Annotated in this window: 12 protein-coding genes; 7 read left to right on the forward strand and 5 right to left on the reverse strand. The window is 25.5% G+C overall.

All coding sequences use genetic code 11. The features are described 5' to 3' along the window. Positions 1 to 306 precede the first annotated feature (306 nt). The 3 genes from pyrD (at position 307) to abc-f (ending at position 5,273) form a co-directional block, all read left to right on the forward strand. Complete coding sequence (gene pyrD, locus D9V71_RS01845) at positions 307 to 1,170, forward strand: quinone-dependent dihydroorotate dehydrogenase (protein WP_158340684.1); 864 nt, start codon at positions 307 to 309, stop codon at positions 1,168 to 1,170. A 189-nt stretch (positions 1,171 to 1,359) separates the two neighbouring features. Next, complete coding sequence (gene rlmKL, locus D9V71_RS01850) at positions 1,360 to 3,462, forward strand: bifunctional 23S rRNA (guanine(2069)-N(7))-methyltransferase RlmK/23S rRNA (guanine(2445)-N(2))-methyltransferase RlmL (RefSeq protein ID WP_158340685.1); 2,103 nt, start codon at positions 1,360 to 1,362, stop codon at positions 3,460 to 3,462. A gap of 20 nt (positions 3,463 to 3,482) precedes the next feature. Continuing rightward, complete coding sequence (gene abc-f, locus D9V71_RS01855) at positions 3,483 to 5,273, forward strand: ribosomal protection-like ABC-F family protein (RefSeq protein ID WP_158340686.1); 1,791 nt, start codon at positions 3,483 to 3,485, stop codon at positions 5,271 to 5,273. A 101-nt stretch (positions 5,274 to 5,374) separates the two neighbouring features. Here abc-f and D9V71_RS01860 read toward each other — a convergent pair whose 3' ends face one another. The 3 genes from D9V71_RS01860 to D9V71_RS01870 all read right to left on the reverse strand — a co-directional run bounded on the left by D9V71_RS01860 (position 5,375) and on the right by D9V71_RS01870 (position 10,827). Then, entirely contained in the window at positions 5,375 to 6,307 is a 933-nt protein-coding gene (locus D9V71_RS01860) for a rhodanese-related sulfurtransferase (RefSeq protein WP_158340687.1), read from the reverse strand. A 70-nt stretch (positions 6,308 to 6,377) separates the two neighbouring features. Then, a complete protein-coding gene (locus D9V71_RS01865) occupies positions 6,378 to 9,236 on the reverse strand; it encodes a valine--tRNA ligase (RefSeq protein WP_158340688.1) in 2,859 nt (952 codons plus the stop codon). A gap of 88 nt (positions 9,237 to 9,324) precedes the next feature. Beyond that, positions 9,325 to 10,827 (reverse strand): leucyl aminopeptidase, encoded by a 1,503-nt coding sequence (locus D9V71_RS01870; RefSeq protein ID WP_158340689.1) that lies wholly within the window; start codon positions 10,825 to 10,827, stop codon positions 9,325 to 9,327. A gap of 278 nt (positions 10,828 to 11,105) precedes the next feature. On the opposite strand from D9V71_RS01870, the gene argF reads away from it, so the two are divergent. The 4 genes from argF (at position 11,106) to D9V71_RS01890 (ending at position 14,069) form a co-directional block, all read left to right on the forward strand. Further along, positions 11,106 to 12,122, forward strand: a complete 1,017-nt coding sequence (gene argF, locus D9V71_RS01875; RefSeq protein WP_158340690.1) for an ornithine carbamoyltransferase — start codon at positions 11,106 to 11,108, stop codon at positions 12,120 to 12,122. Between the two features lie 116 nt (positions 12,123 to 12,238). Then, entirely contained in the window at positions 12,239 to 13,171 is a 933-nt protein-coding gene (gene pyrB / locus D9V71_RS01880) for an aspartate carbamoyltransferase (protein WP_158340691.1), read from the forward strand. 3 nt (positions 13,172 to 13,174) lie between these two features. After that, positions 13,175 to 13,639, forward strand: coding sequence for an aspartate carbamoyltransferase regulatory subunit (gene pyrI, locus D9V71_RS01885; protein ID WP_158340692.1), 465 nt, complete (start codon positions 13,175 to 13,177; stop codon positions 13,637 to 13,639). A 43-nt stretch (positions 13,640 to 13,682) separates the two neighbouring features. Beyond that, the gene (locus D9V71_RS01890; RefSeq protein ID WP_158340693.1) at positions 13,683 to 14,069 is read left to right on the forward strand and encodes a Rid family detoxifying hydrolase; all 387 of its coding nucleotides are present in this window, start codon (positions 13,683 to 13,685) and stop codon (positions 14,067 to 14,069) included. A gap of 88 nt (positions 14,070 to 14,157) precedes the next feature. Here D9V71_RS01890 and D9V71_RS01895 read toward each other — a convergent pair whose 3' ends face one another. Next, positions 14,158 to 15,960 (reverse strand): DEAD/DEAH family ATP-dependent RNA helicase, encoded by a 1,803-nt coding sequence (locus D9V71_RS01895; protein WP_158340694.1) that lies wholly within the window; start codon positions 15,958 to 15,960, stop codon positions 14,158 to 14,160. A gap of 383 nt (positions 15,961 to 16,343) precedes the next feature. Then, positions 16,344 to 18,467: a polyribonucleotide nucleotidyltransferase gene (gene pnp / locus D9V71_RS01900; protein WP_158340695.1), complete on the reverse strand. Its 2,124-nt coding sequence runs from the start codon at positions 18,465 to 18,467 to the stop codon at positions 16,344 to 16,346. Between the last annotated feature and the right edge of the window lie 36 nt (positions 18,468 to 18,503).

Below are 18,503 nucleotides of genomic sequence, written 5' to 3' on the forward strand. Positions count from 1 at the left end.
AAAATATAACATAAATAAAAAAGTTATCAATTTTTCAAAAAAATAATATCTTTAAAAAAAATAGTATATAAAATAAAATTATTCTAATTTATATATTTATAGAATATGTTTATTATAATTTTTTTAGAATTTTATCCTACACCAAAAAGGAATTATAATGTTTTATTATTTAATTCGTAAACTGTTATTTTTAATAGAACCTGAAAAAGCTCATTTTTTAACATTAAAATATCTCAATATTAAAAATATTCTGCTATTTAATTTTTTTTTTGTAAAACTAGAATACCATCAAAAAATATTCAATGCATGGGTTTAACTTTTAAAAATAAACTTGGTACTGCAGCAGGAATAGATAAAAATGGAGAATATATACATTCTTTATCAAAATTAGGATTTGGTTTCATTGAAGTAGGTACTGTTACTCCTTTACCTCAAATTGGAAATCCAAAACCTAGAGTTTTTAGAGTAATTCCTATGGAAGGTATAATTAATAGAATGGGATTTAATAATCTGGGGATAGACAATTTAATTAATAATATAAAAAAATCAAATTTCAAAGGAATCATAGGTGTTAATATTGGAAAAAATAAAAATACTAGGATTGAAAATGCAATTCATGATTATTTAATATGTATAGAAAAAATTTACTGTTATGCTAGCTATATCGCAATTAATATTTCTTCACCTAATACTATAAATTTAAGAAATTTACAATATGGAATTCTTTTTAAGAATTTATTATATCAAATAAAAAAAAAACAAAAAGAACTTCATAAAAAATATTTAAAATATGTTCCTATAGCAATTAAAATCTCACCAGACCTATCAACAAAAGAATTGATTTATATTTCAAAACAATTAATTAAATATAAAATAGATGCAGTGATCGCAACTAATACAACAGTAGATCACTCATCAGTATCTGGATTAGAAAACAGTTTACAAAAAGGAGGTTTAAGTGGATTTCCTTTGCAAAAAAAAAGCACTGAGATAATTTCAATATTATCAAAAAATTTACAAAAAAAAATCCCTATTATTGGAGTCGGTGGTATTAATTCTATAAAATCAGCTAAAGAAAAAATTGCATCAGGAGCTACTCTAATACAAATTTATTCTGGATTAATATATCATGGTCCTAAACTAATAAAAAAAATTATTAATAAAATATAAAATTTCTATTGGTAATTTCTTAAAATTAAGTTTTTTAAATCTAAAGAATCAATTAAATTTTATAAAAAACTTAAAATAAATATAATTATTAATTTAACTATATAGTTAGCGTATATTATATATCTAAAAATATTAAATATGTCATCAAAATAGTTTTTAATTTTATATAACTAATAATAAAAAATAAAAATGAATAATTTATTTGCAAGTACAAATTTTGGAACTGAAAAATTGCTAGAAAAAGAGCTTTTATCTTTAGGCGCTAAAAATATAAAGATAATAAATGGAGGAATTTATTATGAATCTAATGATTTATTATTATATAAAAGTTTAATGTGGAGTCGAATTGCTTCACGTATTTATTTATGCATAAGAAAATTTACTATAAAAAATAGCGATGATCTTTATCAGAATGTATATAATATTAGTTGGACTGAAATTTTTCATATAAACAATACTTTTTTAGTTAATTTTAAAGGAACTAATGATACTATTCGCAATAGTTTATTCGGAGCACTAATAACTAAAGATGCAATTGTTGACCAATTCCAAAAAAAATATTCTTCTCGTCCGAGTGTAAACCTTATCAAACCTGATATTCGAGTCAAAGTATTATTAAACAATAATATATTACATATTATGTTAGATCTAAGTGGAGAATCTTTAAATAAAAGAGGATATCGTGAATTTTGCAATTCTACTCCTATTAAAGAAAACTTAGGAACAGCGATTGTATTAAGTTCAGGTTGGAAAAAAAATACACCCATGATAGATCCTATGTGTGGTTCAGGAACACTTTTAATTGAAGCAGCTATGATAGCTTCTGATAGAGCTCCTGGATTAAAAAGATTAAAATGGGGATTTCAATCATGGAAAAAATATGATAAAAATATATGGAAAGAAGTTGTCAAAGAAGCAGAAGAAAGATTTAAAATTGGAATAAAAAAATATTTTAAAAATTATTTTATAGGATATGATTATAACTCTGAAATTATAAAAAAAGCTAAAATAAATGCATCAAATGCAGGCGTGTTAAAAATAATTCAATTTTCAACAAAAAATTTAAATAATTTAAAAAATATTTATAATAAAGAGCAAGTAGGAATTATATTAAGTAATCCACCGTATGGAGAAAGATCTCAAACTGAAAGTCAATTAGTCGGTTTATATATACAATTAGGCATAGCATCAAAAAAATATTTTAAAAATTGGAAATTATCGATATTTAGTTCATCAATATTTTTGTTAAAATTTTTGCAAATGCAATCATATGAAGAATATTGTTTTAGAAACGGACCATTAAATTGTTTTCAAAGAAATTTTTCAATTTTCTTGAAAAACTCAAATATTAAAAACAATGAATTTAAAGATAGATTAAATAAAAACTTTAAAAAATTAAAAAAATGGGCTAATCTAGAAAAATTAGAGTGTTTTCGTGTTTATAACGCAGATTTACCAAATTACAATATAATAATAGATATTTATCATCAATGGATAGTAATTCAAGAGTATAAAGCACCAAAACTAATCAATTATAATAAAGCATTCAAAAGACTATGCCATGCTATTTATTATACTAAAAAAATATTATCTATTCCTATAAATAATATTATATTAAAAACTAGACAAAAGAACAAAAATAAAACACAGTATAAAAAATTATTTAATAGTAATAATTTTATTACTATTCAAGAATATCATGCGAAATTTTTAGTAAATTTGACAGATTATTTAGATACTGGTTTATTTTCAGATAAACGACTCGTGAGAAAATTATTAGGAACAATGGCTAAGGGAAAAGATTTTCTTAATTTATTTTCATATACTGGAACTGCCACTGTTTATGCTGGATTAGGAGAAGCAAATAGCACAACTAGTGTAGATATTTCTAATACTTATATAAAATGGTCTATGCGTAATATGTCTCTTAATAATTTAACAGGTTCTCAACATCGTTTTATTCAATCAGATTGTTTAACATGGATCAAAAAAACTAATCAAAAATTTGATTTAATATTTATAAATCCACCTACTTTTTCTAATTCTAAAAAAATGCAACAAGATTTTGATTTAACAAGAGATTATCTAGATATAATCATTAACTTAAAAAAAATTTTACGTTATGATGGTTATATTATCTTTTCAAGTTCTACACGAAATTTTGAAGTTAATTTTAATTATATTAAAAAAATAAAATTACATATACAAAAAATTACGAAAAAAATACAATCAAAAGATTTTTTAAAAAATTCCAATATTTACCATTCCTGGTTAATAAAACATGTAAAATAAATTCAAGGATAGAAAAATTTATGTCTTTAATTAATATTCAAGATGCTTGTCTATCATTTAGTAATTTAGAAATATTAAAAAATAGCACACTATATATCAATGAAAATGAGAGAGTATGCTTGATTGGTAAAAATGGTGCTGGAAAATCTACTTTATTAAAAATTATTAATAAAAAACAAGAATTAGATCATGGAAATATTATTTATAAAAAAAATATAAAAACAGCTTATTTGCCACAAGAAAATCCTAAAAATCTTAATATTTCTATATATGATTTCATTAGTTCAGGATTAAGCAAATATAAAATAAGTAAAAAAAAAAATATAAAAGAAGCTGTGAAAATAGAAAAAATGATTGAAATGATTAAATTAAATAAAAATACTTTATTATCTCATCTATCAGGAGGTCTATTAAGAAAAGCCGCATTAGGTCGTATTTTAATAAAAGAACCTGATATACTACTACTTGATGAACCTACAAATCATTTAGACATTAACACAGTTAAATGGCTTGAAAAATTTTTAAAAAAATTTTCTGGAAGCATATTGTTTATATCACATGATAGAAATTTTATTCAAAATATATGTACACGTATTGTAGATCTTGATCGAGGAAAACTAATTTCTTGGCCAGGTAATTATAAAAATTTTATAAAGCTAAAAAATGAAAGTAATCGTATTGAAAAAATACAAAAAAAATTATTTGATAAAAATCTAGAAAAAGAAGAAGAATGGATTAGAAAAGGTATTAAAGCACGTTCTACTCGTAATGAAGGAAGAGTCAAAAACTTAAAAATATTGCGAAGAAAATATGAAAATTATACAAAAATAGAGAAACTAAATGATATCAAAATTAATCAATCTAAAAATTATTTAGGAAAAATACTGTTTAAATTAGAAAATATAGATTTTTTAATTAAAAATAAAGTCATTATAAAAAATTTTTCATCAATTATTCAACATGGTGATAAATTAGGATTAATTGGTGATAATGGGTGTGGAAAAAGTACATTAATCAAGATTATTATAGGGGAACATAAACCCTATAAAGGTAAAATTTACACAGGTACAGGATTAAAAATATCATATTTTGATCAAAATAGATCTATATTGAATCCAAACAAATCTATTTTAGAAAATATAGCTTGCGGAAAAGAAAAAATCATATTAAATGGAAAAGAGCAACATATAATAGGATATTTGAAAAACTTTCTTTTTAAACCTAATCAATTACAATCTTTAGTAAAAACATTATCAGGTGGTGAGTGTAATAGATTACTTTTAGCTAGATTGTTTTTAAAACCAAGTAATGTTTTAATTCTTGATGAACCTACAAATGATTTAGACTTAGAAACTCTACAGTTATTAGAAAAAATTATTATTGATTATCAAGGTACTGTTATAATTGTTAGTCATGATGAAACATTTATCAATAACACAGTAAAAAAATGTTGGTATTTTGAAGGAAATGGATTAATCAAGACCTATTTTGGAAATTATACTGATTTAAAAAAAGAAAAAAACAATTTAAAAAAAGAAAAAATACAAAAAAATAAATTAAAAACAAATCTAAATATCAAAATTAAAAATAATTTTAAAAAAGAAATTGATATGATATTATATAGGATAGAAACAATTGAAATTAACATTAAAAAATTACAAAAACAAGTGAATGAACCTAATTTTTTTAAAAAAAAATTAGAAGAAAAATTACCAATGCTAAAAATGTTAGCTCAACAAGAAAAAAAATTAGAAAAAGAAATACTATTTTGGGAAAATTTAGAAAAAAGTATTATAAATACTAAAATGTAAAAACTAGTTTTTAACATGTATAAAATATATTAAATACATTATTAGAGGCATTAGTTTATAAAATAATACCTTTCTCAAAATTATGCATGCATAGATCGCAATTATATTTTTTCCATACAGTTTGAAGAACAGCAATTTTTAAAATTAATAGAACATTTTTCACATTGAATAAATAGAAGATGACACGAATTATACTTGCAATTAACATAAGTATCAGAAAGTTGATTACATTGTTTACAAAATGATATAATTTCATCTGAAATTTTTTCACCCATTCGATTATCAAAAACAAAATTCTTTCCTTTGAAAAGAACTGGTAATCCATTTTTTCGAGCATCATGCACATAACCAATAATACCTCCTTTTATATGGTAAATATGTTTAAAACCATTAAAACGCATCCAAGCACTAGCTTTTTCGCATCGAATACCACCTGTACAGTACATAACAATTTTTTTATTTTTAGCATATTTCATCAATGGTATTAATTTTTTTAATTGTTCTCTAAAAGTTAAGCTTTTAATTTCTATCGCATTCTCGAAATGACCAATAGCATATTCATAAGAATTTCTCATATCAATAAATATTATTTTTTTATCACTTAACATTGAATTAACTGTTTTTGATTTAATATAAGTTCCAACATTTTTTGGGTTAAAAAAATCCTGTTTAATTCCATCTTGTACAATTTTCTCTCTAACTTTGACTGAAAGAAACCAGAAAGATTTTTCATTATTTAATGATTTATTAATACGTAAATTCTTTAACTCTAAATTAAAATTATATAAAAAATTCTTTAGAAGAAAATAGTTTTTTTTTGGAATACTAATTTGCGCATTAATACCTTCAGTAGCTATATAAATTCTTCCTAAAACATTATATTTATTGAAATTTTTATAAAATTCATCACGATATTCTTGAGTGTTTTCAATAGAAAAATACTTATAAAAAGATAATGTTAAACGCGGTTCTGTTTCAGAAAAAATACGTTTTTTTAGTTCTTTTTTAGAAATCAGATTATATAAAATCGACATGTTAAATTTCCTATAATTACTATAAATAAAAAATAATATAGACACGAAAATACTACAAACATTATTTTTTTCAAAATGAATCTGCTAATATTTTTATTTGTTCAGATAATTTTACGTGTGTTTCATTTAATTTTAATAACTTGTTTTTTTCTTGAATTACTATATTTTTTGGAGCGTAATCTAAAAAATCTTTATTTAATATTTTATTTTTAAGTTTTAATATATTAATTTGAATTTTTTTTTCTTCTTTTAATAATCGTTTTAATTCTACCTCTCTATCTATTAATTTTAGTATAGGAATTAAAATTTCTGCTCCATCTATTATCTCTTTTATGCATAAATCTTTATCATATTTTTGATACAGTATTGTAACACTATCTAAAAAAGATATGTTTTTTATCAGTAAAATATTTTCTTTAATAATCTTATTTTGTTCGGAAGTAGTATTGTATAAAAATAACGGTAACAATTTTTTAGAACTAATATTCATATTAATTCTAATATTCCTTAAGAAAGTAACTATTTTTTTAATCCAATTCATATTAATCAATGTTTTTTTATCAAACAATTCCGAGTTATATTTCGGAAAAGATTGCAACATAATTGTATTTTCTTGAATATTTTTAACTAATTTGACACGTTGCCAAATTATTTCTGTGATAAAAGGAATAATAGGATGAGCTAATCTCAGAAGCAATTCTAGAATATGCAAAAGCATATTTTTAGTAAAATGTATCTCTTCAGAAGAACCTGTTTTAATAACTATTTTTACAAATTCTAAATACCAATCACAAAACACACTCCAAATGAAATCATACAAAATATTTGCTGCAATATCAAAACGATAGGTATCTAATGACTCACGATATAATTTTACCGTGTCATTAAATTCTATTAAAATCCATTTATTTATTAACAACATCTTATCTTTCACATCAAACTTTGAAAAATTATGATGTTCTGTATTAATTAAAACAAAGCGACTAGCATTCCAAAGTTTATTGCAAAAATTACGATACCCTTTTAATCTATTCATATCCCATTGTATATCGCGTGTACTGGATGCTAATGCAGAAAAAGTAAACCGTAATGCATCTGTACCAGTAGATTTAATGCCTTCAGGAAATTGCTGAATAGTTCGTTGAATAATTTTACTTGATAAATTTGGTTGTAATAAATTATTTGTTCTTTTTTTGATTAAGTCATTTAAAGAAATTCCATCTATCATATCTAAAGGATCAATTACATTTCCTTTTGATTTAGACATTTTTTTCCCGTATTCATCTCGAATTAATCCTGTTATATAAACATTTTTAAAAGGTACTTCAGGATTATTATGTATATCTTTAACAAAATACATTGTTAACATAATCATTCTAGCAATCCAAAAGAAAATAATATCAAAACCACTTACTAAAACATCAGTAGGATGAAAAAGTTTTAAAAATGTAGTTTTTTTAGGCCATCCTAATGAAGAAAAAGTCCATAATCCAGAAGAAAACCAAGTATCTAATACATCACTTTCTTGTTTTAATAATGTATTTTCTGATATAGAGTATTCCTGACGTATTTCTTTTTCATTTTGTCCGATATATATATTTTTTTTATTGTCATACCATACTGGGATACGATGACCCCACCATAATTGACGAGAAATACACCAATCTTCAATATTATTCATCCAAGATGTATACATACTTTCATACTGTTCTGGTATAAATTTAATTTTTTTATCTTTTACAGCATGTAAAGCTACTTTAGCTAATTTTGACGTTTTTAAATACCATTGATTTGTAAGCATTGGTTCAATAATAACACCACTTCTGTCACTATAAGGAATAGTGATATTACATTCTTCTATTTTTTCTAATAACCCTAATTTTTTAATTTCTTTAACAATTTCAATACGTGCAGAAAAAATATCTAATTTTTGAAATTGATATGGAATAAATGTACTATATTCATCAGATTTCTCGCCTTTATAATTATAAATTTCAAAAATAGAATTAATTCGTCCATCAAAAGTAAAAATATTAATCATTGGCAATTTATGATACAATCCTACTTTGTAATCATTGAAATCATGTGCCGGAGTAATTTTTACACAACCAGTTCCTTTTTCTGTATCAGCATATTTGTCTCCAATAACAGGAATTTTTCTATTCGTTAAAGGACATATAACAGACCGTCCAATATATTTATTATATCTATTATCTTTAGGATTTATAGCAATAGCTGTATCGCCTAACAAGGTTTCAGGTCGAGTTGTAGCAACTACTAAATGTTTTAATTCATTTTTTACATAACTATTATTTTCAAGAATGGGATAACGAATAAACCATTTTTTCCCTTTTATTAAACGATGTTCAACTTCTAAATCTGAAATTACAGTTTCTAATTTTGAATCCCAATGTACTAATCTTTTTTTCTGATAAATTAAGTTGTTTCTATAAAATATAATAAAAGCTTCTCTAACAGCAACAGAAATATCAGGATCTAATGTGAATTTTTCATGATCCCAATCAACAGATACTCCTAAACGTCGCATTTGTTTTGTAATAATATTACTAGATTTTTTTTTCCATAACCAAATTTTTTTGATAAAATCATCTCTACTATAATCTTTTTTAGTTTTTTTTTCTTCTAAAAAAATTTGACGTTCAACTAAAATTTGTGTCGCAATTCCTGCATGATCTGTTCCAACTTGCCAAAACGTATTCTTACCCTGCATTCTATGATAGCGAATTAATATATCCATAATCGTTTGTTGAAATGCATGACCCATATGCAAGCTTCCTGTAATATTAGGCGGAGGCATCATCATGCAAAAAGTTGATTTCCCTAAATTGTTAGGTTTAAAGTACCCATTTTCTTCCCAAAAACTATATAAAGATTGTTCAATATTTTTAGGGTTATAAGTTTTTTCCATTTTATTTGACTATTTTTTAATAAAAAAAGGCGATATTGCCATGTTACAAAGATAGTATTTTAATTAAAAAAAATTTTATTTGATAAAATTAAGAATAAATGTAATTTGACTGATTTAATAAAAACTGACATAACAATTCAACAGGACGTCCTGTTGATCCTCCATTTTTTCCAGATTTCCATGCAGTTCCAGCGATATCTAAATGTGCCCAATTATATTTTTTTGTAAATTTAGAAAGAAAACAAGCAGCAGTTATAGCACCTGCTTGGCCTTGTCCTACATTAGAAAAATCTGCAATATTAGAAATTAATTTTTTTTGATATTCTTCAAACAATGGCAAAGACCATATTTTATCATCTGTTTCTTCTGAAGCATAATGCAATTGATTTGCAAGTTCTTGATTATTGCTAAAAAGTCCACTCACTGATTCTCCTAACGCTGTAACACAAGCTCCAGTTAATGTAGCAATGTCAATTACTATGTTTGGAGAAAAACGTTCTAAATATGTTAACGAATCACATAAAACTAAACGTCCTTCAGCATCAGTATTTAATATTTCTACTGTTTTACCGGACATAGTAGTTAAAACATCTCCAGGTCTAAAGGCATAGCCTCCTGGCATATTTTCACAACCAGATAGAATTCCTATTATTTTCAAAGGCAAATTTAATTCAGCTGCCATAATTAAAACTCCATATACTGCTGCAGCACCACACATATCATACTTCATTTCATGCATGTTAAATGAAGGTTTAATAGATATACCACCAGAATCAAATGTTAAACCTTTCCCTACAAAAGCGATTGTTTTATTATTAATAATATTATTTCCAGAATATTTTATTACAGACATAAATGGTTTATTTTTTGCACCATCGCCCACTGCTGCATAAGCATTCATTCCTAATTCTTTCATTTTTTTTATATCAATTACTTCAACAATAATGTTATTTTTATATTTTTCAGAAAGTTCTTTAGCCTTACGAGATAAATACAGAGGATTACAAATATTAGGTGGCAAATTACTTAAATTTTTTGCTGATGTAATGGCATAATCAATTGCCAAAGCATGTTTTAAAGCTATTTCTGCTATAAATAAATTATTTTTTTTTGAAATATCTAATGTAATATAATCTATATTAATATTATCTACATTAGTGTTATTTATTTTAATAACTTTATATAAAAATTCTTTTATTGAAAGTACAGCTATTCTAATCATCCAATATATATTATTATTAATGTTTAGTTCAGACAAAGAATAGATAACATTTTTTATAGAAAGTTTTTTTAAAATATTTATAGTATTTTTGAATATTTTTTTTAAATGTACTTTATTTATTTCATCTTTTTTTCCACAACCTACTAGCAATATTCTTTTTGAAAAAATTTTAGGAATTTTATATAACATCAATGTATCTCCTATTTTTCCTTGAATATCACCTAATTTTATTAAGGAAGTTATATAACCATTACTGCATTTATCTAAATAACAACCAGAATGAGAAAGTTCACATAGATCAAAAACGGGAACTACTATACAATCAGTTTTCTCTTTATCTAATTTGCAATTTTTTATAAAAAAATTCATAATGCTTTCTCTATTTTTAATAAAATTGATTAATTAATGTAATAAAAAACATTTAATATAAAAAAATATTTTTGAATTACTATATTTTTATCAAATGAACAACATTTATTTATCTATATTGCTATATATTCTAGATTTTTAAAAATATAATTTTTATTTTTGTATTAACAATTATGATAATTTTAAGTTTAGTTAAAAATATTATATACTATAAAAATACTTTTTCTTCAATTTCAAGTTGTGAGAAATATATTTTTATTTGATGCCGAGACTTTAATATGAATGATCTTTATCAACGCGATTTTTTGAGACTACTAGATTTTACTTCTTTAGAACTACAAAACATAATTATATTAGCTCAAAAACTTAAAAAATATAAAAAAAATAATCAAGAAATTCAATTTCTTAATAAAAAAAATATTGCTTTAATTTTTGAAAAAGAATCAACTCGTACAAGGTGTTCTTTTGAAGTAGCCGCATTTGATCAAGGAGCTAATGTTACGTATCTTGGTCCTGGCAGTACACACCTTGGAACTAAAGAGTCAATCGAAGATACAGCAAAAATACTCGGACGTTTATATGATGGTATTCAATATCGAGGTCATAATCATAGAACAGTAGAAATTTTAGCTAAATATTCAAAAGCGCCAGTATGGAATGGTTTAACTGAAAAATTTCATCCCACACAATTACTTGCTGATCTACTTACTATAAAAGAAATTTTTCCAGAAAAAAAATTCCATAAAATAAAATGCGCCTATGTTGGAGATGCACATAATAACATGGGAAATAGTTTATTAGAAGCTGCATCATTAGTTGGATTAGATCTACGTTTAGTTGCTCCTAAAGAATGTTGGCCAGAAAAAAATCTATTTAAACTTTGTCAAGAACAAACAAAAAAGAAAAAAGGAAATATAATATGTACTGAAAATATTATTGAAGGAGTTAATAATGTAGATTTTATCTACACTGACGTTTGGGTTTCTATGGGAGAATCTCAAAAAGTATGGGAAAAAAGAATTAATTTATTAAGTTCTTATCAAGTAAATCCTTCAATGTTAGACATGACTAATAATCCACAAGTAAAGGTGTTACATTGCCTTCCAGCTTTACATGATCAAAAAACTTATGTTGGTAAATCTATATTAAGAAAATATGGTTTTGAAAACGGCATGGAAATAACAGATGAAGTCTTTCAAAAAAACCAAAAAATTATTTTTGAACAAGCGGAAAATAGATTGCATACTATAAAAGCTATCCTTGTATCTAGTTTATTAAAAACGGTTAATTTTTAAACAAATATAATAAATTATTTAAAATAATTATAAAAAACTCAATATTTTTTAGTTTCTTTATACTGTTGAGAAGCATTTAATATTATGTTTTCTTCAATAATCAAGGAAAATAAAATTTGAGAAATTCTCTATATAAAAAAAATATTATCTCAATTAATGATCTTCAACGTAATGAATTAGAATTAGTGTTAAATAAATCTGCAATGCTTAAGAAAAAACCACAACCTCATTTATTGAAAAACAAAATTATTGCTAGCTGTTTCTTTGAAGCCTCAACTCGTACTCGTTTATCATTTGAAACTGCAATTTATCGATTGGGAGCTTCAATAGTAGGGTTTTCTGATGGAAATAATATTTCTTTAGAAAAAAAAGGTGAAACATTAGCAGATACTATTTCAGTCATTAGTTCTTATGTAGATGCAATTATTATTCGACATCCTCAAGAAGGATCCGCACGTCTAGCTGTAGAGTTTTCTAATAAAATACCAATATTTAATGCAGGAGATGGAGCAAATCAACATCCTACACAAACACTTTTAGATTTATTTACTATACAAGAAACTCAAGATAGACTTACCCATTTAAACATAGCTATAGTCGGAGATCTTAAATATGGAAGAACAGTACATTCATTGACACAAGCATTAGCTAAATTTAATAATAATAAATTTTATTTTATTTCACCTGATGCTTTAAAAATGCCGAATTATATTAACAATATGCTTGATAAAAAAGAAATTTACTGGAAAAGACATAAAAATATTGAAGAGATAATTTCTGAAATAGATATTCTTTATATGACTCGAATTCAAAAAGAAAGATTAGATTCTACTGAGTATGCAAATGCAAAATCAAAGTTTGTACTACATGCTAAAATTTTAAAAAATGCACGTAGTAATATGAAGATATTACATCCTCTTCCTCGTATAGACGAAATAGACCGTGATGTTGACTACACACCTTATGCTTGGTATTTTAAACAAGCAGCAAATGGTATTTATGCACGTCAGGCACTGTTATCTCTAGTACTAATAGAAAAACACTTATAAAAAATGGAAATAAACAAACTTCAAGTAGAAGCCATAAAATCTGGTAGCGTTATTGATCATATTCCTGCACACATTGGTTTCAAATTACTATCTTTATTTAGATTTACTGAAACAGAAAAACGTATTACTATAGGTTTAAATTTACCTTCTAAAAAATTAGGAAAAAAAGATATTATAAAAATTGAGAATACTTTTCTCAGTGATGATCAAATTAATCAATTAGCAATTTATTCTCCACATGCTACTGTAAATTATATTAATGGGTATAATCTAGTAAGAAAAGTATTTCCAACTTTACCTGAGAAAATTGATAGAATTTTAATTTGTCCAAATAGTAATTGTGTTAGTAATCATAATCTTATAGCTTCTAGTTTTATTTTTAAAAAAGATCAATTTTGTAATATGAACTTAAAATGCAAATATTGTGAAAAAGAATTTTCTAAAAACATAGTTTTATCATATCAATAATATTTTTAACTATACCAGTTATTAAACATATAAGCGACACTCTATGAATCATATAATTAACACTAAAAATTCTCCTAAACCTATTGGACCCTATTCACAAGCTATTCAAATTGACAATTTTATTATATTATCAGGACAAATACCTATTGATGTTGTGTCTAATCATATACCAGAGAATATTGCGGAACAAACATATCTTGTATTAAAAAATATAAAATCAATTTTAGTTCATTCAGGATTTGAAGTGCAAAACATTATAAAAACTACAGTTTTTACTACTAATTTAAAAAAAATTGATATTATTAATGAAGTTTATAAAAAATTTTTTATCGATCATAAGTCAAAATTTCCGGCTCGATCTTGTATTGAAGTTCAAGCACTACCTAAAAATGTAAAAATAGAAATTGAGGCTATCGCATCCAAGAAATAATCTTATGGATATTATTTATTTTATAAGTTATTTGATTTTAGATAAAAATCTATTTAATATGCCGCAAAGCGGCATAAAAACTAAAAAATTAAATATTTCTACGACGAAAAAAAGATGACTTAAGTTCATTTTTTTTAGATACATGAGATTTATTCAAACTATTTTCAGAAACACGACGATTACTATTTTTATCTCTATTAAATGCAGAACGATTGGATATCTTAGTTTCATAGCTTCTTGAATCTCGTAATAGTTTCATACTAATTGGTTTATTTAAAATTCTAGTACGAGTGAAGATTTGCAATAAATCTTTAGAAATTCCTTTAGGTAATTCAATCGTTGAATAAGAAGAAAAAAGTTTTATATTACCAATATTACGACTATTAATGTTGCCTTCATTAGCAATTGCACCAACAATATGACGTACTTCAACTCCATCATTGCGACCCACTTCAATACGATATAAGTCTATTTCTTTATTATCACGACGTTCACGACGTGGTCGATTATTTCGATTATCTTCACGTCGACGGTCATCTTTAAATAATGAATCTCGAGATTGACGCTTTATTAAATCTGGTTTAATAATTAACGGACGTTCGCCTTGAGCCATTTTTAGTAAAGCAGCAGCTAAAGTTTTTATATCTAAATCATCTGTAGAATATAACTTGTCTAATAAAGCACTATATTCATCTAAATCACGACTTTCTAATTGTTGTTGTACTTTTTTGGCAAATTGTTCAAGACGTCTTCGACATAATAATTCTATTTTAGGTAATTGAACTTCTGGGATAGACTGTTTAATAGTGCGCTCTATATTACGCAACAAACGACGTTCACGGTTTTCAACAAATAATAGTGCTCGACCTGCTCGACCTGCTCGACCTGTACGACCTATACGATGAACATAAGATTCTGAGTCCATAGGAATATCATAATTAATAACAAAACTAATACGATCAACATCTAAACCACGTGCTGCAACATCTGTAGCAATCAGGATATCTAATCTACCATTTTTTAATCTTTCTAAAGTTTGTTCTCGTAATGCTTGATTCATATCTCCATTTAATGCTGCACTATTGTATCCGTTACGTTCTAATGCTTCAGAAACTTCTAAAGTTGCATTTTTCGTTCTAACAAAAATAATTGTGGCGGAAAAATCTTCTGCTTCTAAAAAACGAATTAATGCATCAGTTTTTCGACCATATACCATCCAATAACTTTGTTTAATATCTGGTCGTGTAGTAATATTAGACTGTATTTTTATTTCTTGGGGATTTTTCATAAATCGTTTTGAAATACGCCGGATTGCTTCAGGCATTGTTGCTGAAAATAATGCAGTTTGATGTTCCTTTGGAATTTGGGCCATAATTGTTTCTACATCTTCTATAAACCCCATGCGTAACATTTCATCAGCTTCATCTAAAACTAATCCATGTAAATTTGAAAGATTAAGTGTCCCTCTTTTTAAATGATCTAACAATCGACCTGGTGTTCCTACAACAATTTGAGGTCCTTGTCGTAATGCACGTAATTGAAGTTCATATCTTTGACCACCATACAAAGGTAAAACATGTATTCCAATCATATATTTAGAAAAGTCTGAAAATGCTTCCGCTACTTGAACTGCTAATTCTCTTGTGGGAGCTAATACTAATATTTGAGGCGCTTTTAAATTAATATTAAGATTATGTAATAGTGGTAATGAAAAAGCAGCTGTTTTACCACTTCCAGTTTGCGCCATTCCTAATACATCTCGTCCTTCTAAAAGTAAAGGAATACAAGCTGCTTGAATAGGAGAAGGTTTAACATATCCCATTTCAGTTAAAGATTGAATAAGAAAAGGATTTAAACCAAGAAAAGAAAATGTGCTTTCAATATGAGTCATGCAGTAGATATGCCTTTTAAGTTACAGCAGCCAGTCTACATAGCTCATTATGAAAATATTTATTTATTCTCATTGAAAAGTGTGAACCGGCTCAAATTAAATGATCTAAAAAATAAAATAATTGAAATTTTTAAAAATCAATAATAATATTTATTAGTTATTGCTAATGATTTTTTATATATTAAAATGTTTATAAAAAACAACATTAGCAACTTATTGAAGTTTATTTTTTTAAAAATTATATATCTATATTATATAATGATTATAGTAAAATAAAATGAATTAATTTTTATATTGTTTCTATTCATATGGTACTATTTGAAAAGATATAAATCTATATTTTATTAAAAAAATATAAATAATATTAAACTAAAATAATTATATCAGATAATAGTATTATTTATTGATTTATTAGAAACAATTGAATCATCTATTTCTTTAATACTCAATCTTAAACGACCTTGACGATCTATTTCTAAGACTTTTACAGATATTATTTGATCAATTTTTAAATGATTAGATACTTTATCCACTCTTTTATTAGAAATTTGTGAAATATGCACTAAACCTTCTTTTCCTAAACCAATAGAGACAAAAGCACCAAAATCAACAATTCGAGTAACTTTTCCAGAATAAATACGACCTACTTCAATTTCCGCTGTAATTTCTTCAATTCTGCGGATAGCATTTTTTGCTTTTTCTCTAACAGAAGATGATATTTTTACTGTCCCATCATCTTCGATTTCAATGATAGTTCCAGTTTCTTCAGTCAGCATACGAATGACAGAACCTCCTTTTCCTATAACATCTTTAATTTTTTCAGGATTTATTTTTATAGTATGAATGCGCGGTGCAAATTCAGAAATTTCACTTCTAGATTGATTTAATGCTTGATTCATTACATTTAAAATATGTAATCTAGCTAATCTCGCTTCATTTAAAGCTGAATGTATAATTTCATTAGTAATTCCTTCTATCTTCATATCCATCTGTAAAGCTGTAATTCCTTCTTCTGTACCAGCAACTTTAAAATCCATATCACCTAAATGATCTTCATCACCTAAAATATCTGAAAGTAATACATATTTATCCCCTTCTTTGACTAAACCCATCGCTATTCCAGCAACAGCAGATTTTATCGGAACTCCTGCATCCATTAAGGCTAAAGAAGCACCACAAACAGAAGCCATAGAAGAAGAACCATTAGATTCAGTAATCTCAGATACCACTCGAATAGTATAAGGGAAACTATCTAAGTTAGGCATTACAGCTAAAATACTCCTTTTTGCAAGTCGACCATGACCAATTTCTCGTCTTTTAGGTGAACCTACCATTCCTATTTCTCCAACAGAATAAGGTGGAAAATTATAATGAAATAAAAAATTATCTATTCTATCTCCTAATAATTCATCTAAGTTTTGTGCATCTCGAGATGTTCCTAAAGTTACAGAAACTAAAGATTGAGTTTCTCCTCTAGTAAATAGAGCAGAACCATGTGTTCGAGGTAAAATACCAGTACGAACATCTAAAGCACGAATCATATCTTTTTCACGTCCATCAATACGTGTTTGATTACTTAATATACGTTTGCGCACAATTTTTTTTTCAATTTTTTGAAAAATATCTTCTATTTCTAATGTATCTATATTTGAATTTTCTTCTAAAAACAATTTAATTATATTGTCTTTAAGATTATTTAATTTTTCAACTCTTTCTTGCTTATCAAAAATAAAGTAAGCATTGCTTATGTCTTTTTCAGATAAATCAATTATTTTTGATTCTAATGTTTTATTTATTTCTGGATAAGATACAACCCAAGGCAACTTGCTAGCTTCATTTGATAAAGAACGAATATTATTAATTACTACTTGTTGTTGTTGATGACCGAATACAATAGCCCCAAGAATTTTTTCTTCACTAAGTATTTTAGACTCAGCTTCTACCATAATAATAGCATTTTGTGTCCCTGAAACTACTAAATCTAAAGAACTATTTTTCATGTCATCACTAATAGGATTTAAAATATATTGGTTGTTAATACAACCTACTCTAGCAGCACCTACTGGACCATAAAATGGAATTCCTGATAAGCTAAGAGCTGCAGATGCACCTATAATTGAAATTATATCGGGATTAATCTGAGGATTAACTGATACTACTGTAGCAATTATTTGGATTTCATTAAAAAAATTTTTAGGAAATAATGGACGAATAGGTCGATCTATTAATCGAGCTGTTAATATTTCATTTTCACTTGGTCGTCCTTCTCTTCTAAAAAAACCACCAGGTATACGACCTGCTGCATATGTACGTTCTTGATAATTAACAGTAAGTGGAAAAAATTTTTGTCCTGCATGTATTTTTTTTTGTCCTACAACAGTTACAAAAACAGCTGTATCATCCATGCTAGCCATGACAGCCGCTGTAGCCTGTCGAGCGATCACCCCTGTCTCTAAAGTGATTGTATGTTGCCCATATTGAAATTTACGTACAATTGGATTTAGCAAAATAATATCCTTAACATGAAACTAATTTTTCAATAA

Origin of the sequence: Buchnera aphidicola (Macrosiphum euphorbiae), assembly GCF_005237295.1 — a bacterium.
GTDB lineage: Bacteria > Pseudomonadota > Gammaproteobacteria > Enterobacterales > Enterobacteriaceae > Buchnera > Buchnera aphidicola_AP.

Coding starts and splice junctions, on each gene's coding strand:
- abc-f (WP_158340686.1), top strand. CDS start 3,483: ATGTCTTTAATTAATATTCAAGATGCTTGTCTATCATTTAGTAATTTA.
- rlmKL (WP_158340685.1), top strand. CDS start 1,360: ATGAATAATTTATTTGCAAGTACAAATTTTGGAACTGAAAAATTGCTA.
- D9V71_RS01865 (WP_158340688.1), bottom strand. CDS start 9,236: ATGGAAAAAACTTATAACCCTAAAAATATTGAACAATCTTTATATAGT.
- argF (WP_158340690.1), top strand. CDS start 11,106: ATGAATGATCTTTATCAACGCGATTTTTTGAGACTACTAGATTTTACT.
- D9V71_RS01895 (WP_158340694.1), bottom strand. CDS start 15,960: ATGACTCATATTGAAAGCACATTTTCTTTTCTTGGTTTAAATCCTTTT.
- pyrD (WP_158340684.1), top strand. CDS start 307: ATGGGTTTAACTTTTAAAAATAAACTTGGTACTGCAGCAGGAATAGAT.
- D9V71_RS01860 (WP_158340687.1), bottom strand. CDS start 6,307: ATGTCGATTTTATATAATCTGATTTCTAAAAAAGAACTAAAAAAACGT.
- D9V71_RS01870 (WP_158340689.1), bottom strand. CDS start 10,827: ATGAATTTTTTTATAAAAAATTGCAAATTAGATAAAGAGAAAACTGAT.
- D9V71_RS01890 (WP_158340693.1), top strand. CDS start 13,683: ATGAATCATATAATTAACACTAAAAATTCTCCTAAACCTATTGGACCC.
- pyrI (WP_158340692.1), top strand. CDS start 13,175: ATGGAAATAAACAAACTTCAAGTAGAAGCCATAAAATCTGGTAGCGTT.